General features: G+C 42.9%; 14 protein-coding genes. 8 read left to right on the forward strand and 6 right to left on the reverse strand.

The features are described 5' to 3' along the window. Window positions 1-208: 208 nt before the first annotated feature. The 7 genes from arsS to JMY09_RS04825 all read left to right on the forward strand — a co-directional run bounded on the left by arsS (window position 209) and on the right by JMY09_RS04825 (window position 7,859). On the forward strand, window positions 209-1,189 hold the full coding sequence (gene arsS / locus JMY09_RS04795) for an arsenosugar biosynthesis radical SAM (seleno)protein ArsS (RefSeq protein ID WP_201622455.1): 981 nt from the start codon (window positions 209-211) through the stop codon (window positions 1,187-1,189). A 59-nt stretch (window positions 1,190-1,248) separates the two neighbouring features. Next, a complete protein-coding gene (locus tag JMY09_RS04800) occupies window positions 1,249-3,438 on the forward strand; it encodes an FAD-dependent oxidoreductase (RefSeq protein ID WP_201622456.1) in 2,190 nt (729 codons plus the stop codon). A gap of 4 nt (window positions 3,439-3,442) precedes the next feature. Next, complete coding sequence (locus JMY09_RS04805; protein ID WP_201622457.1) at window positions 3,443-4,288, forward strand: DUF547 domain-containing protein; 846 nt, start codon at window positions 3,443-3,445, stop codon at window positions 4,286-4,288. Between the two features lie 20 nt (window positions 4,289-4,308). Further along, on the forward strand, window positions 4,309-4,893 hold the full coding sequence (locus JMY09_RS04810; RefSeq protein WP_201622458.1) for an HAD family hydrolase: 585 nt from the start codon (window positions 4,309-4,311) through the stop codon (window positions 4,891-4,893). 141 nt (window positions 4,894-5,034) lie between these two features. Continuing rightward, window positions 5,035-5,853: a TIGR04283 family arsenosugar biosynthesis glycosyltransferase gene (locus JMY09_RS04815; protein WP_265087999.1), complete on the forward strand. Its 819-nt coding sequence runs from the start codon at window positions 5,035-5,037 to the stop codon at window positions 5,851-5,853. 125 nt (window positions 5,854-5,978) lie between these two features. Further along, window positions 5,979-6,686 (forward strand): TIGR04282 family arsenosugar biosynthesis glycosyltransferase, encoded by a 708-nt coding sequence (locus JMY09_RS04820; RefSeq protein ID WP_201622459.1) that lies wholly within the window; start codon window positions 5,979-5,981, stop codon window positions 6,684-6,686. Window positions 6,687-6,773: 87 nt separating this feature from the next. Beyond that, complete coding sequence (locus JMY09_RS04825; protein WP_201622460.1) at window positions 6,774-7,859, forward strand: methyltransferase domain-containing protein; 1,086 nt, start codon at window positions 6,774-6,776, stop codon at window positions 7,857-7,859. Window positions 7,860-8,005: 146 nt separating this feature from the next. Here the strand turns inward: JMY09_RS04825 and mtnP are convergent, their stop codons facing one another. The 3 genes from mtnP to JMY09_RS04840 form a co-directional block, all read right to left on the reverse strand. After that, complete coding sequence (gene mtnP / locus JMY09_RS04830; protein WP_201622461.1) at window positions 8,006-8,902, reverse strand: S-methyl-5'-thioadenosine phosphorylase; 897 nt, start codon at window positions 8,900-8,902, stop codon at window positions 8,006-8,008. Window positions 8,903-8,971: 69 nt separating this feature from the next. Continuing rightward, complete coding sequence (locus tag JMY09_RS04835) at window positions 8,972-9,241, reverse strand: DUF4031 domain-containing protein (RefSeq protein WP_201622462.1); 270 nt, start codon at window positions 9,239-9,241, stop codon at window positions 8,972-8,974. A 237-nt stretch (window positions 9,242-9,478) separates the two neighbouring features. Then, window positions 9,479-9,919: a CopD family protein gene (locus tag JMY09_RS04840; RefSeq protein ID WP_201622463.1), complete on the reverse strand. Its 441-nt coding sequence runs from the start codon at window positions 9,917-9,919 to the stop codon at window positions 9,479-9,481. A 252-nt stretch (window positions 9,920-10,171) separates the two neighbouring features. Between JMY09_RS04840 and JMY09_RS04845 the strand changes: the two genes are divergently transcribed. Then, entirely contained in the window at window positions 10,172-10,990 is an 819-nt protein-coding gene (locus tag JMY09_RS04845) for a YidX family protein (RefSeq protein WP_227677172.1), read from the forward strand. 264 nt (window positions 10,991-11,254) lie between these two features. On the opposite strand, the gene JMY09_RS04850 is transcribed toward JMY09_RS04845, so the two are convergent. The 3 genes from JMY09_RS04850 to JMY09_RS04860 all read right to left on the reverse strand — a co-directional run bounded on the left by JMY09_RS04850 (window position 11,255) and on the right by JMY09_RS04860 (window position 15,189). Next, the gene (locus tag JMY09_RS04850) at window positions 11,255-12,562 is read right to left on the reverse strand and encodes a lytic murein transglycosylase (RefSeq protein ID WP_201622464.1); all 1,308 of its coding nucleotides are present in this window, start codon (window positions 12,560-12,562) and stop codon (window positions 11,255-11,257) included. A 273-nt stretch (window positions 12,563-12,835) separates the two neighbouring features. Further along, window positions 12,836-13,798 (reverse strand): c-type cytochrome, encoded by a 963-nt coding sequence (locus JMY09_RS04855; protein WP_201622465.1) that lies wholly within the window; start codon window positions 13,796-13,798, stop codon window positions 12,836-12,838. Then, window positions 13,798-15,189: a cytochrome c gene (locus JMY09_RS04860; RefSeq protein ID WP_201622466.1), complete on the reverse strand. Its 1,392-nt coding sequence runs from the start codon at window positions 15,187-15,189 to the stop codon at window positions 13,798-13,800. The genes JMY09_RS04855 and JMY09_RS04860 overlap by 1 nt, the downstream gene beginning before the upstream one ends. Window positions 15,190-15,643 lie beyond the last annotated feature (454 nt).

Raw genomic sequence — 15,643 nt, forward strand, 5'->3', positions numbered from 1 at the left:
ACAATAAGCTATTATTGATTAGATAAACTATACATTAGTTAAGATCCTTAGTGCCTTTTTTTCATATTTTTTTGTGTGCTTTTTTATACATTTTAGCTTTGTGCTAATAAAGTTTGTACGCTACTGGTTATAACTAATTACTAATAGCCGCGGCTAAAAGGCTATCCTGTTATCATTAAATATATTATTAATAAGGTTTTATACCATTATGAAATCTACCATAAAGTTACTAGAGCATACTGATTTCCCTGCTATTAAACGACGAGAGTTAAAGATTCTGCAAGTTAATATGGGGTATTTGTGCAATATGTCCTGCGTGCATTGTCATGTCGCAGCTAGTCCTTATCGTACTGAAATGATGTCACGGGCATTAGTGGAGCTGATACCCCAAGTGCTACAAGCGCAGAATATCGATACGTTAGACTTAACCGGCGGTGCACCTGAGATGCACCAAGACTTTAAATATCTCGTCAAAGCTGCCCGAGCCTTGGGGGTGAAAGTAATTGACCGTTGTAACCTGACTATTCTGATGGAAGAAGGTTATGAGGATATGGCAGGTTTTTTAGCTGATAATCAAGTGGAAGTAGTGGCTTCGCTACCTTGTTATTCGCTAGAAAACGTCGATAAACAGCGTGGCAAAGGGGCCTTTGATGGCAGTATTTTGGGCTTACATAAGCTTAATGCTTTGGGTTATGGAAAAGCGGACTCTGAGCTTGTCTTAAACTTAGTCTATAACCCGCAAGGGGCTACATTGCCACCTAATCAGCAACAGTTAGAAGATGATTATAAGCATGAGCTAAAACAGCATTTCGATATTGAGTTTAATCAATTATTTGCGCTAACCAATATGCCTATTCAGCGTTTTGGCGCCGTATTATTGGCTAAGAATGAGTTTCATCCTTATATGAACTTGCTCAAAGACAATTATATGGCTGACAATCTAAAAGATGTGATGTGCCGTGAGACTATTAGCGTTAACTGGCTGGGGGAGCTATTCGATTGTGATTTTAATCAGCAATTAGAGATCCCAGTGGCTAATAAATCGCGCCGACATTTAGCTGATTTACTGATTAAGAACCCTAGCGGTGATGATATCGCTATTGCTGATCATTGCTATGGCTGTACTGCTGGGCAAGGCAGTAGCTGTGGCGGCGCTCTAGACGAGGAAGCAGAAAAAGCTCAAGCCTAGTTTTATGCTCTATAGCAATAATCTAGGCCTACTAATATTTTATATATAAAGGACAACCTATGAAAAAGCTATTGATTGTCCTAGTGGTTATTTTGGTTATCGCTGGATTCTTTTTATCTGGCTTCAATGATTTGTTAACCTTAGAGGGTATCCAAGCGCGTTTAAGCCAATTCTATCAATGGCGCGATGACACGCCACTGCTTGTTGGTGGTCTATTCTTCTTAGCTTATGTACTCATCGCCGCCTTTTCGTTACCGGGCGCTGCGCTGATGACGTTGCTGGCTGGGGCGTTATTTGGCTTGTGGTGGGGTTTATTGTTAGCCTCATTCGCTTCTAGTATTGGGGCGCTGTTTGCATTTTTAGCCTCACGTTATCTGTTACGTGACAGCTTTCAAACGAAGTTCGCCAGCAAACTAGATAGTATCAACCAAGGTATAGAAAAAGACGGTGGCTTTTATTTATTTACCTTACGACTGCTACCTTTATTCCCATTTTTCTTAGTTAATATTTTGCTGGGTCTAACCAATATTAAGACTTGGACTTACTATTGGGTCAGTCAATTAGGCATGATCGCAGGTACTTTTGTCTACGTCAATGCTGGAGTGCAGTTGGCACAAATTGATAGTCTTAAAGACATCATATCGCCAATGTTACTGGTCTCCTTTGCCTTATTAGCAGTGTTTCCATTACTTGCCAAAAAAGGTCTAGATTGGTACAAAGCTCGGCAGGTTTATAAAGGCTGGCATAAGCCAAAATCTTTTGATCGTAATATGGTGGTTATCGGTGCCGGTGCGGCCGGATTAGTATCGTCGTATATTGCCGCTACTGTAAAAGCCAAAGTTACTTTAGTCGAAGCGCATAAAATGGGCGGCGATTGTCTAAATTACGGTTGTGTACCTAGCAAGTCGCTGATTAAGAGTGCCAAAGTGGCTCATGACATGCGTCACGCTACTGATTATGGTCTACAAAATGTAGCCGTTGAATACGACTTTAAGTCAGTGATGGCACGGATACAGCGCATTATTGCGACTATTGAGCCGCATGATAGTGTCGAGCGTTATACCAACCTTGGTGTCGATGTGGTCAAAGGCTATGCAACTATTATTGATCCTTGGACAGTAGAGATTGCCAAGGAAGATGGTACTAAGCAGCGACTGAGCGCTCGTAGTATTGTTATCGCTGCTGGTAGCCAACCCTTTATACCACCGATTGTAGGGCTTGAGAATGTTGATTATCTGACCAGCGATACGCTATGGGAGGCGCTTAGTCATCAATCAGCGCCTCCTAAGCGCTTAATCATCGTTGGTGGCGGTCCGATTGGCTGTGAGCTGGCGCAAGCTTTTGCCCGTTTAGGCTCTAAAGTGTCCCAAGTACAACGGGGTACGCAGCTACTGAATAAAGAAGACAGTGAAGTTGCGGATTATGCCAAGAGTTGTCTAGAAGCGGATGGCGTACAAGTATTATTACAGCATGATACGCTGCGCTGCGAGCGTGTCGATGGTAGGCAGTATCTGATAGTCAAAGATACTAGCGCCGCTGACAGTATTGCTGATAACGACACTGATAACGACACTGAGATCGCACTTGAATTCGATGCGATGATTATTGCTGTTGGCCGTAGTGCCCGTATGAGTGGTTATGGGCTTGAAAGCTTAGGCATTGATACTAAAAACACCGTCGTCACTAATGACTATCTCGAGACTAAGTTCCCTAATATTTTAGCGGCAGGTGATGTGGCGGGCCCTTATCAGTTCACTCATGTCGCCTCGCATCAAGCTTGGTATGCGGCGGTTAATGCTTTGTTTGGTAGTTTTAAAAAGTTTAAAGTTGATTATCGAGTTATTCCTTGGGTGACCTTTATCGATCCTGAAATTGCTCGGGTGGGTCTTAATGAATACCAAGCTAATGAAAAGAATATAAAGTTTGAAGTGACTCGTTACGATATTAGCGATCTAGATAGAGCTATCACTGACACACAAGCTACTGGTTGGGTCAAAGTGTTGACAGTACCCAATAAAGACAAAATCTTAGGCGTGACCATCGTTGGTACTCATGCTGGTGAGTTGCTCGCTGAGTATGTGCTGGCTATGAAACATGGTCTTGGACTGAACAAAATCTTAGGGACTATCCATACTTATCCTACTATGAGTGAAGCGAACAAATACGCAGCAGGTGAGTGGAAACGCAATCATGCACCGCAGAAGCTATTAGCCTGGGTAGAGAAATATCATCGATTTAAACGGAGTTAAAGATATGTTATCAGTTACTCATCTAGTTAGTCGTTCAACCCCACTTGTAGTCAGTAGCATAATAGCAAAAACGGCTATGGCCACTTCTATACTGCTAGCGAGTGCCGCCGCTTATGCTGACTTTAATCATAGCAGTTGGGATAGCTTGTTAAATAAAAACGTTACTATGACCAACAGTAGCAAAGCCTCAGTAGTTAATTACGCGGGCATGAAAGCTGATAAAAGCAAGCTTGATAGCTATATGGATGCCACTAGCAAAGTCAGCCAGTCACAATTCAATGCTTGGAGCAAAGATGAGCAGTTGGCATTTTTGATCAACGTTTATAATGCGGGCACCGTAGAGCTAGTGTTGACTAAATATCCCAATATTAAGTCTATCAAAGACATCGGTGGGGTGTTTGGCTCCCCATGGAAGCAGAACTTTATCTCCCTATTAGGGAAAACGCGTTCACTCGATGATATAGAACACAATCTCATTCGCGGCTCTAAACGCTATAACGAACCACGCATTCACTTTGCAGTAAACTGTGCTAGTATCGGCTGTCCGGCGCTATTAAACGATGCTTTTACTGCCAGTAAATTGGACAAGCAGTTAGAGCAAGTGACTAGTAGTTTCTTAGCAGATACTAGCCGTAACCGTCTCCAAGGCAATACATTACAGGTCTCGCCAATTTTTAAATGGTATAAAGAAGATTTTGCTACTAGCTGGCGTGGTACTAATGATTTAGCAGGATTTTTGTCTCGTTATAGTCCTTCTTTAGGGCTTAATAGCGGCCAAGCAGCCCAGCTAAAAAACGGCAAAATCAAAATTGGCTATAGTAGTTATAACTGGAATTTAAATAAAAAATAATTTACAAAAGTAAAATTACTATGGATTTAGCGTTATTCGACTTTGATGGCACTATTACTGATAGCGATGCTTTCACAAAATTTGTATTTTTTGCTGCTGCTAAACAGCGCATAGCTACCGGTAAGCTGTTGCTATTACCAGAAATCATAGCTTATAAAGCTCGATTAACGACTGGTAAACGTATTCGGCGCAAGATATTTAGCCATGGCTTTAAAGATACCTTTGCTGTGGATATAGCAGCGCAAGCTGAGAATTTTGCCGCAGAAATTTTGCCAAATTTAGTACGCCCAGAGGCATTGGATAGAATCTATTGGCATCAAGATAGGGGCGATGAGGTTAGAGTAGTTTCCGCCTCGCTAGATTTGTATCTAACGCCTTGGTGCGCGCAACATAATATCGCCTTATCCTGCAATCAAGTTGAAGTAATCAACGGCAAGCTGACCGGTAATTTTATCGGCAATGATTGCAGTGCTGAGGAAAAAAGACGCCGGGTTGAAAGCGCTTATGAGCTAGACGCTTACGCAAAGGTTTATGCTTATGGCGATACTTCTGAGGATAGAGCGTTGCTAGAACTAGCGGATTATGCTTTTTATCGTCATTTTTAGAGCATTACTTTTAGAGCAGCACTTTTATCGAGGATTGCAGGCTATGCTGGTGTTAAATATAGAATGGGTATTATGCTGATAAAAAAAAGCTGGCGCTGTTTTACAGTATTACCGCCCTCAATGGCTAAATGGATAGCGAGGGTGAATAACAATTCGGTAACTGCCCAAGGTAGCAGTAGTCAAATTAACAGCAGCGCCTTTAATAGCAGGGCAGCAGAAGCAAGCGGCGTGTCCATTATTATCCCCCTCCTTAATGAAGCGGATAATCTGCCTCGATTGTTTAATAATATCACTAGCCTCAAGCCATTAGCGCAGCAAGTGCTACTAGTCGATGGCGGCTCTACAGACCAATCGCTTAGCGTTGCTGAGCGTCTCATTAAGCAGTACAACCAGCAACTAGCTAATAAAGACTCTACTATTGAGTGGCAAATTATCGATTCTGCTGCTGGTCGGGCTATGCAAATGAATACTGGGGCCGCACAAGCTACAGGCAATATATTATTGTTCCTACATGCCGATACGCAGCTGCCAGAAGACGCTATTAGTCATATCAAGCAAGTACTGAATCAAGCTAATAGTAATTATAAGTGGGGGCGTTTTGATGTGCGTCTAAACAGTCGCCAGCCGTTGCTATGGCTAGTCAGTACTATGATGAATGCTCGTTCACGCTTGACTGCAATTGCTACCGGCGATCAGGCTATTTTTATAACAAAATCGCTATTTGAGCAAATCGGTGGCTATCCTCAGCAGCCTTTAATGGAAGACATACAGCTATGCAAAAATTTAAAAGGCATAGCTAAGCCTGCTTGCTTAACCCTTAGAGTGACTACCTCAGCTAGGCGTTGGCAGCAACACGGCACTTGGCGAACGATACTGCTCATGTGGCATCTGCGCTTCGACTACTGGCGTGGCGTGTCAGCTGAAGCGATAAAACAGCGCTACTATAAAACCAATAATTAGAAAACAATAACTAGAAACTAATGATTAGAAATTAGAAATTTTAATGCTCAGCTTATAAACAGCATAGTACTTATATCGAGTGCAGGAACAGTGGTGAGCAGAGAAAAACAGGCAACAGGATAGCTATGGCAAAACCAGTCGCAACATCAATAGCGCAAACTAAGGTGCAGCAAATAAATAACCGAACTTGCATCATCATCTTTGCTAAATATCCAGCTAAAGATAAGGCTAAGACCCGTCTACAACCAGCATTAGGTGTTGACGGTGCAGCAAAGATGGCACGGCAGTTATTATTACATAGTATTGAGCAAGCAGTAGCTAGCGGATTTAGCGTAGAGTTATGTGTCAGTCCAGCGCCAACAGATCGCTGCTGGCAAGACCTTGAGTTGCCGGCAAGCTTATGCTGGTCAGCACAAGCATCAGGTGACTTAGGATTACGTATGCTAACTGCTAGTGAGAATGCCTTAAAGAGCTTTGATAAGGTGTTGCTAATAGGTAGCGATTGTCCTGATTTGACAGCCGAACGATTGCAAAAATCAGTGCAACAACTACAGCAGCATGATACGGTAATGATTCCAGCGTTCGATGGCGGTTATGTGTTACTTGGCTTTAAGCAAGTCGCTGCTAGCTTATTCTCGGATATCATTTGGAGTACCAGTAGCGTCGCTAAGATAACTCAGCAGCGTATTGCGGCGCTGCATTGGACATTAGCACTATTAGAGCCTTTGGCTGATATCGATGAGCCTACCGATCTACAATATTTACCACTAGGCTGGCTCGATAGCGAGATTAAGGTTAATAACCATAGTGAAGTTAATGCCCCTGTTCATTGATAATGAAGGAAGTAATTTGACCCTATCGTCTGGATGAATAAAGTATTTCACTAACTGAAATCAATACCCCTTAAAAGGCAATGCAATATGTATGATGTTGTGCAAGATTATTATGGCAAACAGCTACAGAGCACTGATGATTTAAAAACCTCGGCTTGCTGTGATATCAGCAATATGCCCAGTTGGCTCAAGCCGCTACTAGCTAATATTCACCCTGAAGTACTAAGTCGCTATTATGGCTGTGGTTTAGTATGCCCGGCGCTGCTACAAGGTTGTCGAATCTTAGATTTAGGCTGTGGCTCAGGACGTGACGTTTATGCTCTAGCCCAATTAGTGGGTGCGACTGGGCAAGTAGTGGGTGTCGATATGACCGCTGAGCAGTTAGCAATCGCTAAGCAGTATCAGGACTATCACAGTGACAAATTTGGCTATGATAATGTGACCTTCTTAGAAGGTTATATTGAAAAGTTAGATGAGCTAGGTTTAGAAGCTAATAGCTTCGATATTATCGTCTCTAACTGTGTGATTAACCTATCGCCTAATAAAGCTGCGGTGATGGCTAGTGTCCAGCGTTTACTTAAGCCTGGCGGCGAGTTCTATTTCTCTGATGTCTATGCCGATCGACGCATTCCGCAGCAACTAATAGACGATCCTGTGCTTTATGGCGAATGTCTCAGTGGTGCATTATACTGGAAGGACTTCGAACGTTTAGCCGCTAATGCGCAATTCTTAGACCCTAGGCTGGTTGAAGATCGCCCCTTAGAAATTACTGATCCTGCCCTAGCGGCTAAAATAGGCAATATTCAGTTCTTTTCAGCAACTTATCGTTTATTTAAGAGTACGGCGATAGAGGATGCCTGTGAGGATTATGGACAAGCGGTTATCTATAAAGGTAGTATCGATCAGTTAGCTCAGCGCTTTGATCTCGACAAGCATCATCGTATTGAAACTGGTCGGGTGTTTCCTGTTTGTGCCAATACTTATAATATGCTCAAAGAGTCACGTTTTGCGCCGCATTTTGAGTTTATCGGTGATACTAGCCAGCATTATGGAATTTTTGCCGGTTGCGGTGAGGCCCTACCTTTTGTTCAGCAAGCAGCCATTGAGCAATCAAACATAGCACCAGCACTTAGCCTCTCTAGTAAGTCGAATACGTCAAGCAGCTGTTGTTAATTGTTTATGGGTAACTGTCTATTTTGACAAGCTTATTACTTATGCTGTTTTTGCGCATTGATGGTTAGCTAAAAATTGCATAGTGCACAATAAAAAAGGCCATCGATTAATTTGATGGCCTTTTATGCTACATAGTAGAAGTTAAATTACTCAGGTAATAGGGCAATGAGCTTAGCTCTAATGGCTTCATCCATATCTTGAACAGGAGTGACTAAAGCTTGTGCTAGAGCATTATGAGCAATGGATTCAGGCTGTTCAGCAGCTAGTAATGCTACTGCTTGTTTGATCACATGCTGAGCATTGTCAGCATTTTTTATAAGGTTTTGAATAGCGTAATCAGCACTGACTGCTTGCTCAGTAGGATGCCAACAGTCGAAGTCGGTGACTAAAGCTAAGGTAGCATAAGCGATGCTAGCTTCGCGTGCTAATTTGGCCTCGGGCATATTAGTCATACCGATAATATCTGCTTGCATCTGTCGATACCAGTGCGACTCAGCACGGGTAGAAAACTGCGGGCCTTCGATACAGACATAAGTGGCTTTTGCATGGCATTGACCGTCGTTGACTTTGGCTTGCGCATAAGCCCGTTGCAAAATGTCGGCTACCGCAGGGCACAGAGGATCAGCCATCGACACATGAGCCACTGCACCAGTACCGAAAAAAGTGCTAGCACGGTGTTTGGTTAAGTCGATCATCTGATCAGGTACTACCATGTCTAGAGGCTTTAGCGATTCTCTCAATGAGCCAACCGCTGACACTGAGATTATATAGCGCACCCCCAAGGTTTTAAGGGCGTAGATATTGGCACGATAAGGAACCTTAGAAGGAGTGAATCTATGCCCTTGACCGTGGCGAGTCAAAAAAGCCACGGTAACCCCATTTAGTTCACCAAGGACGATATCGTCTGACGGCTTACCATAAGGTGTCGCTATACTAACGCTACGTTTATTGGTTAGATCCTGCATTTGATACAAGCCGCTACCACCAATGATGGCAATCGTAGCAGTATGTGGCGCTGGGTCGTCGATTAATGGAATGGTCATTAAGGTTTTCCTAAGGATGAATAAGTGACTACTCATTCTCGCACAGAACAGACAAAAAACAGATGTTATTTAACACAGAGCCTTTAATTCCACTTTTAGCTTTTTAGCGCATTCAATTATCTTTTTTCTATCGGCAGCAAGGGCACCATTTTCGATAGCGGTCAGTCGCATTTGTAGCGTGATATCATAATGAGGATAGCTAGCGTTACGATGAAATAGGCGCTTATCTACTTCGATAAGCTCAGCAAAATCATGCAATTCTTGCAGGCTGTCCGCTAGCATATGGCACCACTTATGCCCTTTAAATTCTATACTGACAAAATCTACATAGATGGCCATTTGCTTATTTCCTATATGCTTACCAGCTTGCTAATGATCAAAGTGATCAAAGTGATCAAAGTGATCAAAGTGCCAGCCTGTTTACCTAAGATTTGACTGTTGATAACTCTTAACAAATACTAAGTAAAACAATTCAATAAAAGGGCCGAACTGTCGTCATAGCAAAGCGCTAATCTAGTGGCGAAAACGATCAGTCTGAGCGGGTTTTTATTAGATGTTATTTAACTTACTACCAAACTAACTCAATCCTGTACGAAATAAGCTACCAACAATCAGCAAGCTTACTGATAGAAGAGTAATCAAAATAATATTAACAGAAAAAGCCTTTAGCGTATTAGCAGATAGGGTTGGAATCACCCAAAAGCGGGCATGTAGCGCTACTAGAATAGTCGCTAATAACAATGATAATTTAAGACTAATTAGAATGCTCAAGTCATTATCTAAAGTGAACCAAGCGCTAAAAGTAGGCATTATCCGCTGTGCCATCCACAGACCAGTAACTATTTGTACCGCTAAAGCCGGTAGACCTACTTTTTCGAACTGCTGCTCGAATTGTAGCAGCATTGCCAGATCACGGTTAGCTAGGACTTTAGGTAAAATGGCTAGTGATAAAATCAGATGACCACCAGTCCAAATCGTAGCTCCTAATAAATGCGCAATTAATATATAGTTGAGCATAGCTGCAAATTCCTAAAATTGGATGTTGTCAATAAAACAGCAAGTTATAAAGCGTACTATAAAATTTACTAAGCAATTACCGCCTTTGTCACCGCCGCATTATTTTGGCTGATAAGATGTATTCATTGCACTGCTAAGCCAATCTGACAAATAGATAGACTAAATAGCGACTTTGTAGGACACTATAAAAAATACTGATCTACTGTATTTCTATATAACAGTGCAAACATAATACTAACAAGGATGACTATTATGACTAACTACAGCTCTGCTAACCATACTAATAATGCTAACCGTACTAATAATGCTAATAGTGCTAATAATGGCAAAAATATCAAGACTAGCCAACAACGACCTGCTTTTTCTACTATTAAGCTAATGGTAGGCGGCGCAGCCCTTAGCGCGCTCCTAGCCAGTTCAGGCTGTGCCACTAACGAATTATTAGAAAGTGGTACTAGAGTCAGTAGCAAAACCGTTAACAGCATCATATCTCAAGATCAGATTATCGCTTTTGGCCGTCCTGCAACGGCCTTACCTAATGTGCCAATGGCGAGTATGGTGATCGTCGGCGCTAAGAACAGTTATGTGCTGACCCAAGGCGGTACAGAAATGGTCAATCTGTTGACTAATTTGTCAGCGAAAAATATTCAAGTCGAAAATGACATGACTTTTAATGTGCCAAAGAATGATGGTTATTTTCAAGGTCAAATGAAAATGTCCTATGCTAAGCTCAAGGATGAGTTTGCCCGCTCCGATTATCAGTTCTTCTTACAGAATGGCGGCAAAGAGTGTACTTCAGCTAGTGACTTGCGCATTAATGCTCAGCGTTTTTGTTTTACGGTTCCAGTGCAAGGGGCTATCTATCCGCAAGTTAGTAACTTGAGTATGATTCAGTCAAAGTATCAGCCATTAAGCAAACCTTATACCGTGACTTTTTATGGTCAAACTCAGCAGACTCAAGCTACTAGTAGCGGGGCTAATACCGGGCAAAAGTTAGTCCTACTACCGTTTGCATTGGCCTTTGACGTCATAACTCTACCGTTCCAGATTTTAGGTGCTGTTGCCAATTAACTCCATCTCTAGCGCAGTTAGCATAAAAAAAGCACTCAATCTTGAGTGCTTTTTTAGCGGGAATTTTTACCATGTTGTTTAAGGCTAAGTAGTTGATTGCTATTACTTAGGTTTTAGTACGGAAGTTTTACTACTTAGCATGCATGACTTAACCTTAATTGATTAGCTTTTATTACCCCACATCTATCATCTTAAAGGGCAGTTAAACCTGAAAGCTAAGTTCTACCAATAATCACTTTTAAACAACCATACTAACCACTGGCTTCACCATGAAGTTAAAGATGAGGCGCTGTTTTGAGTGATGAATCCATCTGGCGTTTGCCCATTAACGGCTTGCCAGCGTTGAAAAGCTTTGCGGGTGTTAGTGCCGATAACCCCATCTGAACCTTTGGTATCGAAACCTGAACTAGTCAAACGCTGCTGCAAGCGCATAACTTGCGAGGTTGATAGTGGACGCTCATAGCGCGGCCATGATTTGCGCAGACCGCTTTGACCAGCAATAGCTTTGCCCAGTAAGCTGACGCCGAGCGCATAATTTGAAGAGTTATTATAGACTTTGATCACGTCAAAGTTAGGGCTTAGTAGTAGCACAGGACCGTCTTTACCAGCGGGTAGCCATAGCTCCATCTGAGTATTGGCATCTAAAGATATATTATCTATAGTGTCGACACCTAGCGCTGCCCATCTAGCGGCAGATTGCTTACTACCGACAGTATTATAGTCAAACGAGGCGGGCAAAGATGCCTCATAAAATGGAGCAAGGCCACGTACCCAACCAGAATTACTTAGATAGTTGGCAGTAGAGGCTAGGGCGTCAGCAGTAGACCATGGATTACGATGTCCGTCTCTATCGCCATCTACCCCGTGCTTGAGCCACGTATCTGGGATAAATTGCGTCTGTCCCATGCCACCGGCCCAAGAGCCATCGAGCTGCGACCAAGACACATCACCACGTTGTAATAGAGTCATCAACGCTAGTAGTTGAGACTCAGCGAACTCTTGACGACGCCCATCATAAGCTAGGCTCGCCAGCGAACTTGGGATATGACTGTTGCCAGTTACTGCCCCAAATGAAGACTCCATACCCCAAATCGCTGCTATTATTTCGCTACTGACCCCATACTGTGACTCTAAGTTTGAGAGGTATGAGCGCTGCTGTGAAAACTTACTCTTGCCACTGCTGACTCTACCACTAGACACCGCAGAGTCCGCATAGTCCCAAGGCATCTTAGAAAATTCTGGCTGGCTTGAATCCAGAGAAATAACTTGTTGATTCAGATAAGTGGAGTCGAGCAAGCGTTGCACATCTGAAGGGCTTTGACCGGCAGCGATAGCCCGCATTGAAAAGTCTGACTTCCAATCTGCAAAGTTACGATAACTAGGCTGCGGAGCTGGTATTGGCTTTACTACGGCAGGCTTCACAATGACCGGTCTAGGCTTGATGGTCTGCGTTTGAGTCACTTCAACCGTACCCTGACGTACAGGTTTGCTTTGCTGCTGCATTGCTTGCTGGCCAGTACAACCAGCTGCTAAAAGGATAGGAAGAATAGCAATATAATGCTTGTTTAACATAACAGGAGTCTCGTGTATTGATAGGAGGCTATAGGCCAAGCGCTATACAAATAGGTCAAATTTAATACAAGATAAAAACTAAAGAGAGCTTATAGTAAAGGTATATATTCACTAAGATCGAAATTACTTTAGCAATAAATATCCTTAAAGTCGATAACTAAGTAAAGTTGTGGTAGACATAGTTGCTAGAGTAATCCTCTAAACCCAAAAAACCTCAAGGCTTTTAAGCGCGTGAGGTTTTAGTAGATAAGAGCACTAACTGATATCTCGCTATCAGTAACGAGCATCTTTTGGTTTTTTGGCAGTAGGCCAGTCGCCGTCTTTTTTGGCGAAGTCAGGACGTGGCTTATGAGTAAAAAACTCAGCTACGTCGACTGCATCTTGATCAGTTAACACATTACCATGACCCCACAATCCTTTAGTTTGGATACCCATTGGCATGTTGTACTTAACGAAGGCAGCAGCCTTATAAGTGCGCGCTATACCAGCACCTATATTAAAGGATTCGTCGCCCCATAGTGGCGGGAAGACAATGTCACCACGGCTGTCTTTTATCCCTTCACCGTTGTCACCATGACAAGTAGCACACTGAGCATAATAGATCTGCTCACCATGTATAGGGTCTGGAATCAATGACTCATCTACCTTACCAGCATTATTAATAGCAACCTTTTGCGTCTTAGGCGTTTTCTGCGCTAACCATTCCATATAAGCCAAGATGGCGAGCATCTCCTCTGATTCAGGTTGCAGAGGCTTCCCATTCATTGAACGCTGGAAACAACCATTGATGCGTTGGGTTAAATCAATCTCTTTACCAGCTCGAGGCATCACGCGCGGGTAGAAGTTGGCACTATTAATATAAGGGTCGCCAAGAGGAATTTTACCTTGCGCAATGTGGCAGCTATTACAGTTCATTTCAGCGCCAACGTGATCAGGCAACAGACGCTTAGTTTCGTTTAACAAGCGTTTACCATAGATAATCTGCTGAGCATTAGGCTCATCGGCAATAGAAGTATCTTGTGGTAGCACATAAGTACCAATATCTTGGTTAGCATCGTCAGCGGTTACTAGCTGGTACTCAACTGGGTTACGCTCGGCAGGTTCGGGCTGCGAGCAACCGCTGGCAGTCAGGGCTATAAGAGCAGCAGCTAATAGGCCAGCGTTCAAATGATGAAGAGTGGCTTTACTACAGTCAGTAGCAGCAATATTAGGCAAGTTACGTGAGTGCTTTTTCATTATTTTGCTCCTTTTGCAGCAGCATCAAGGCTTAGATCTGGGGCAATGTCTGTACCTGTTTTTGGCTTCTTGGCAAGGAAAGCTCGCATTTTTACTACATCAGTAACGCTGATGTCTGGTGCTTGGTTGCTCCAACTATTACGCACATAGTTAACCACTTCTGCAATGTCAGCATCGGCTAAATTAGTGAACTCTGGCATAGTAAATGCCATACGGTCATGCGGTGTATCGGGCATGCGGCCACCACCTAGAGTTATTTGCAGCACAGAGTCAGCATTTCTAGCGAATACCGCACTATTGCCATCGAGCGCTGGGAAGATGCGTGGTACGCCTTTACCGTCAGCACGGTGACAGACAGTGCAATACTCAACATAGAGTAGAGCGCCACGTGAGTCATAGTTACCCGCCAATAGCTTTTCGGTAGTAACGTCCTTTTTGATAGGTAGCGTTACCTCCTTATTAGGAGCAGGAGACAAGGTTTTTAGATACGATGACATAGCATTCAAATCATTATCAGTCATGTATTGAGTACTGTGCTCAACCACTTCAGCCATAGCACCAAAGGCGGCTGTAGTATCGGTACGACCGGTTTTGAAAAATAGATTTAAATCAGCGACATTCCAAGTACCTAGACCGCGATGCTCACCGCGAATACTTTTTGCCCGCCAGCCATCGATAACGGCACCGCTTAAGTACTCTGCAGAGTCAGCGTTGGTCAAGGCAATCTCTTGGAAGCCAATACCGCGTTCTGTATGGCAAGAGCCGCAGTGACCAGGACCTTCAACTAAGTATTGACCACGAGCTAAGACCACATCATCAGTTTCAGCAACGAAGTCACGCTTAGGGTCAAATAAGAGTTGCCAATAAGCCAAAGGCCAGCGCCAATTGGCAACGGGTGGTAGTTCACTTTTGATATTTGGCTCATTTACGGCTTTTACTTCGGACATAAAGTAGGCGTACATCGCTGCCATATCTTCATCAGGCATAATTTGATAAGAAGGGTAAGGCATAGCAGGATATAAAGCTTTATTACCAGGGGCTACACCGTGTTTGACGGCATTAGTGAAGTCAACAAGGCTATAATTACCGATACCAGTGTCTTTATCTGGAGTAATATTAGTCGAATAAATTGCCCCAAGTGGCGTTAGCATCGGTAAGCCACCAGCGTAGTCTTTACCACCTAGCGTAGTATGACAAGCGACACAGTCAGCCGTACGTGCCACGTATTCACCCTGCTTAATCAACGCCGGATCCTTTACATCGACAGCAATAGTATTGCTTGTCGTACGCATATTTGGTAAAAGCTGTCCAATAATAAACGCTACTGCTAAGCCGATAATTGCGATCATCAGGATAATGAATGGCCATTTCTTCGCCAGCCCCTGTCTCATAAGCCAATCCTCTGTAATAATATGTTTTTCTAGCATGATAATCGCTTACTAGTTAACGATTACCATACTGGGTGTGATACGGGTTGTTAGAGCGGTTTACTGCAAATATTTTCTAGTCAACATCTAATCAATACTTTTTATAATTAAGCTTTGCTAAATAAAACTGTACTGTTGCTATTTAGTATAGATTAGCTAACAGAAGAGTGATATTGTGGAAAACCACATTATTTGTAGGGCTATATTTTTATAAGGAATTTTCTTTAGGTTTGCCCCAAAATGGTCTATAAAAACCAGCGCTAAAGAATGACGAATAGCGAAAAAGGGTGAAAAACAGCGGCAAAAAATGGTGAATAAAAATGACTTAGCGCTTGTTTATAACCCTAATATTTGCAGTCCATTGAACAAGTGATGTTTTGAAATAGTGAGTAATGATGCATATTGAGGACTACGGGCA

The sequence above is a fragment of the Psychrobacter urativorans genome, from assembly GCF_904846695.1.
Classification (GTDB): Bacteria; Pseudomonadota; Gammaproteobacteria; order Pseudomonadales; family Moraxellaceae; genus Psychrobacter; species Psychrobacter urativorans.